This window comes from uncultured Gemella sp. (genome assembly GCF_963525875.1).
Classification (GTDB): domain Bacteria; phylum Bacillota; class Bacilli; order Staphylococcales; family Gemellaceae; genus Gemella.
Genome location: NZ_CAURMG010000062.1, coordinates 1 through 5513 on the forward strand (window position 1 = coordinate 1; position 5513 = coordinate 5513).

Annotated in this window: 3 protein-coding genes and 1 pseudogene; all 4 read left to right on the top strand. The window is 28.4% G+C overall.

All coding sequences use genetic code 11. The annotated features are described in order from the left end of the window. A pseudogene (locus tag RWQ73_RS07470) lies at positions 1-481 on the top strand (DNA polymerase III subunit beta); the annotation flags it as partial. Between the two features lie 368 nt (positions 482-849). Then, complete coding sequence (locus RWQ73_RS07475; protein ID WP_314407733.1) at positions 850-2040, top strand: MFS transporter; 1191 nt, start codon at positions 850-852, stop codon at positions 2038-2040. A gap of 831 nt (positions 2041-2871) precedes the next feature. Further along, on the top strand, positions 2872-3825 hold the full coding sequence (locus tag RWQ73_RS07480; RefSeq protein ID WP_314407735.1) for an L-lactate dehydrogenase: 954 nt from the start codon (positions 2872-2874) through the stop codon (positions 3823-3825). A gap of 261 nt (positions 3826-4086) precedes the next feature. Next, complete coding sequence (locus RWQ73_RS07485) at positions 4087-5127, top strand: LacI family DNA-binding transcriptional regulator (protein ID WP_314407737.1); 1041 nt, start codon at positions 4087-4089, stop codon at positions 5125-5127. The last annotated feature ends 386 nt before the right edge of the window (positions 5128-5513 follow it).

A 5513-nucleotide genomic window follows, 5' to 3' on the forward strand; every position in this document is an offset into this window, starting at 1 on the left:
TCAAGTGGAAATTTTCTATGAAAATAATAGAATAGTTCTTTATTATCAAAATGTAATTTATACAGTGTTATTAATTAGTGGAAATTATCCAAATACTAATAAACTTATTCCTACTGTATTTGAATGTACATTTGTGGCAAACAGTAGAGAATTTTTCAATGCTGTTGATAGGGTGGCATTAATGAGTAGAGAAGATAAAGATGATATTATAAAATTAGTTGTTACTGATAATTTATTAGAAGTTTCTTCTCAATCTAAAGATTTAGGAAGTGCTGTAGAAGAATTAAAAGTTTCATCTACATTAGAGGAGGAAAAATTTGAAATTTCTGTATCTGGTAAGTACTTAAAAGATGCTGTAGCAGCAGTTGCCGCAGAAGAAATTATTGTTAAATTTTCAGGTGAACTAACAGCATTTATTATTCAACCAAGTGATTATCATAGAGAAATTATTGAGTTAATTCTACCGGTAAGAACTTACTAATAATAAATAGGGGAAGCGGATTAAAATATAAAGATCCGTAAAATCAATTATTAAATTTAAAACGTAATGGTTTATAGATAAGGGGATGACCCAAAAGTACTAAATTTTAAAAAAAGTTTACAAGAAAACTCTTAGACGCAGTGGTTTATTGATATCTAAATTCGCTTTATGAAAGCTCTTTAGATATCTAATAAACTGTGCGGGGGTGACTCGACAAAATCGATTTCTACGAAATCACGATTTTTGAGTCACTCCCAATAAATTTTAGAATATCTATTAACTATACGGGGGTGACTTTTTAAATATGATTTATACAAAATCAGTATATTTGAGTTACTCCCCTTTTTAAGGTTAAATTAGGAGGAACAATGACAAAGAAAAAGAGTAGTATTTTAGTTTTACTAGGTGTTATCTTTTTAGGGCTTATCCTTAGAACACCTATTACTTCAGTAGGGGCAATATTAGGTCCATTAAAATCAATATTAGACATTAACAATACAGTAGCTGGATTTATTACGACAATTCCACTAATTGCTTTTGCGATTTTTAGTCCCATGGTGGCAAAAATTGCAAATAAAGCAGGATTAGAAAAAACATTATTATTAGCTGCAATAATAATAAGTATAGGATTAGGTCTAAGATTTCATATTAACACATATGTATTCTTTATTACGACATTTATAATTGGCGTAGGGATAACAATAGGTAACGTATTATTACCAGGATTAGTTAAAAAATATTATCCTGAAAAATTAGGACTTATGACTGGATTTTATGCTGTTGTTATGAATGTAGGAGCAGCTGTTGCAGCGGGAATAAGTTATCCAATTCTAAGTTCAAGTATCGGTGGAGAAAAATTCTCAACTGCTCTTGCGGTAAATGGTTGGATTATTATAGCTGTAATTAATATTATTATTTATGCTAGAATGTCTAAAAATAGTAATATAAGTGAAGTAAAAGATAATCACGAAAAAGTACATGGTTATTTTAGATATTCAAAAATGTGGACAATTATGTTAAGTATGGGGCTGCAATCAGCACTATTTTATTGCAGTGTTTCTTGGTTTTCAGAAATAATGATTAGTAAAGGTTTCACACCAGAAACAGCAGGACTATTATTATCAATAAGCCAATTTGCACAATTCCCATCAACATTTATCGTACCGATTTTAGCAGATAAACTACATAATAAACTAATTATTCCTGTAATTATTACTATAGGATACTTAGTATCATTAGTAGGAATGTTATATACAAATGGAAATTTCGCAACAATGTTAATCTTTATTATTATCTTCGCCTTAGCTGGAGGAGGATCATTCTCTTATGTAATGTATCTATTCTCAGCTAAATCAAGAAATGAAAGAGAAGCGGCAGATATATCAGGTTTAGCTCAATCTGGAGGATACCTATTAGCTGCAATATTCCCACCATTACTAGGATACATAAGAGATATTTCAGATTGGAATAAAGGATTATATGTGTTAATTTTAACTGCTACGGTATTATTAGTAACACTAGTACACTGTAGTTCAAAAGGAAATATTATTGAAAAATAAAAAATCAAAGTGTACTCAAAAATTAGTACCAAAAAATAGTTAATTTAATTATTTGGATGTCGATCTGTAATGTACAGAAGGCATCCTTTTTTCTATCATATAGAATTATTTAGTTAGTGTATTAGGGGTTAACACATATGAAAATTAATAAACGCAGAGATTTATTGATATCTAAATACGCTTTAGAAAAACTTTTTAGATATCTAATAAATTTTGAGGGGGTGATTCGACAAAGTATTGTTTCTTAAGAAATCATGATTTTTGAGTTACTCCTATATACGATAAAGCACTTTGATTAATTCAGGGAAAATTAATTATAAGGATAAGTGATAAAACATCCAAAATTTTTTTTAAATAATATGAGAAAATGATAACTATAATAATACAAAGAACAAGAACATTGATAAAACAATAGTACAGAGAGCTAAAAAATAAATACAGAAATTAAGAGTTAACTAATACAACTAAAAAAAAATCATAAAAAAAATATAAAAAATATCAGAGATTAAAATAAAACCAAAAAATTATTTTATACAACAAGTATAAGCAAAAAGTAAGACAACAAAAGGAAAACGCTTTAATTAATATTTAAATAATATATCATAAAATGTAAAAAATATATGAAAATTTCTTTAGATTACTAACAAGAAGTTATATTTTTCAAGAATAAAAACACTTTCTTTTTTTACAATAATATGATATAATTCTAAGGGAAATGAGATATTTATACTTTAATAAAGACTTTTATAGTGTTTATCTCATATAAATAAAATAGTAAAAATAATTACTTAAAAATATCTAAAAATATATACATTATATGGAGGTTTTCTTATGAAAGCGAAAAATAGAAAAGTTGTTTTAATAGGAGCAGGAATGGTAGGGATGAGCTTTGCTTATCAATTATATTCAAGCGGACTTTGTGAAGAGTTAGGATTAATCGACTTCTTTGCTGAAAAAGCTGAAGGAGAAGCAATGGACCTTAACCACGGTGGAGCTTTAGTACCACCTATTAAAGTAACTTCAGGTGGATACGAGCAATGTGCTGATGCAGACGTAATCGTAATCGCTGGAGGTCTTCCACAAAAACCAGGTGAAACTCGTCTTGACCTAGTTGATAAAAACATTAAAGTTGTTAAAGATATGTCAGAACAAATCGTTGCTTCTGGATTTGATGGAGTTATCGTTATCGCATCTAACCCAGTAGACGTATTAACTAACGCTTTACAAAAATTCACTGGATTCCCAAGAAACAGAATCGTTGGATCAGGAACTACTCTTGACTCTTCAAGATTCCGTTACATCTTAGGAGATAAATTAGGATTAGCACCAAGCAGTGTTCGTGGATATATCATTGGGGAACACGGAGATACTCAACTTGCTGCATGGAGTAACGTAAATGTTTACGGAAAACAATTTGATAAATTCTTAGAAACATCTAAATATACTAAAGAAGATTTCGCTGATGTAGAAGAAAAAGTTATGCGTGCTGCTTACGAAGTAATTAACCGTAAACGTGCTACTTACTACGCAATCGGACTTGCATTATTCACAATCGTTAAAGCAATCTTACGTGATGAAAATGTAGAATTAGCTGTAAGTGGATATTGTGAAGGTCACTACGGAATTGATGGATTATACATCGGTACTCCAGCTATCGTAGGACGTGAAGGTGTTCGTGAAGTTGTTGAATTACAATTAACTGAAGAAGAAACAGCTAAAATGCAACACTCTGCTAAAGTATTAAAAGAAACTTTAGAAAAAGCTTACGCATCTTTAGAAGCATAATTAAATAAGAAAAATTATAGAAGAATTATATTTAAACCTTAAATTTGAGGAAGAATTTAATTCTTCTTTTTTTTACAAAATTTAAAGTGGTTAAATGTTATATTTATAATAAAGTAAACGTTTTTTGAAAATATAAAAATATAAACAAATTTGTTTTCAACTACTGGACTTATAGTAAAAAATTTGGTACAATATATTAGGATGAAAAGGTTTTTAAAAGTTATCAAATAAATTTAAAGTAAAAAGTAGAGGAGAAAGACTATGACAATAACGATATATGACGTAGCTAAAGAAGCAAAAGTATCGATGGCAACTGTATCTAGGGTTGTTAATAACAATCCTAATGTAAAAGAAGATACGAGACTTCGTGTCCAAGAGGTTATAAAAAAATTAAGATATACGCCTAACGCTGTTGCCAGAGGACTTGCTAGTAAAAAAACAACAACTATAGGTATAGTATTACCAGATATAGCAGATTTATCTTCTGCAGAAATAGTAAGTGGTATAGAATCGGTAGCTAATATGTATAAATACAACATTATATTAGCAAACTCATGTGATGATCAAGAAATTGAAAAAAACATATTCGCATCATTTGTAAGTAAACAGGTGGATGGTATTATTTATTTAGGTCATTCACTATCGGATAGTTCAAAAAATTACTTACAAGACATTCAAATACCAGTGGTATTAGCAGGAAATTTAGGAATAGATTCTGATTTTTATTCAGTAAATATTGATTATGAAAAAGCTGCATATGATGTTACTAAAGAATTTTTAGCGAAAGGAACTAAAAATATTTCTTTAGTTATAGATAAATATGAGAGTCAAAAAACTCAAAGAATAATTAAAGGATATAAAGATGCCTTAGCTTCTGAAAAAGTAGATTTTAAATCTCAAAATATTATAGATGGCTATAGAACATATAAAGAAAGCAGCAAATTATACAAAACTCTAAGTAATATAGATACACAAGCAGTTATTACAATGTTTGATGAAGTTGCCTTAGCTACAATGCAACAAGCCTTAGACTTAGGACTAAGTATACCTGCTGATTTAGAAATTATTTCATTAGAAAATACAAAATTAATAAATATGACAAGACCAAAAATTTCATCTGTATTCCAACCAATATTCGATATTGGGGCAGTTTCAATGCGTGTATTAACAAAAATAATAGATATCGAAAAAGCAAAACGTAAAGGTGAAGAAATCGACGAAGAAGAACTATCAGAGTTAAACACTCAAACAAATGAAATGAATCTTCCATATAGAATAGTTCACAGACAAACAACAAAATAATAACATAATATAGTAGAAAAAGTTTAGAATAAAGAAAAAAGAATATTTCTAAACTTTTTTTTTATTTTCTATTGACATTATGTAAAAGTGATGATAAAATTGTAAAAGTCTTCTGATAGAGAAGGCGAACAATAAAGCATTTTTTTAAAATAAATGTTAAGAAATTTATAAAAAAAACTCTTGACAAAAAATATTATAAATGATAAACTTAAAAAGTCTTAAAGAAGTAATACAAACTTCTGAAAAGAAATAAAAAAAGATAAAAAAAGTTGTTGACAAAAACAACTGCTTATGATAGAATAGATTAAGTGTTGAGGAAACACTTAAGATTAAAATTTAATAATGCGGGTGTAGTTTAGTGGTAAAACCTCAGTCTTCCAAACTGA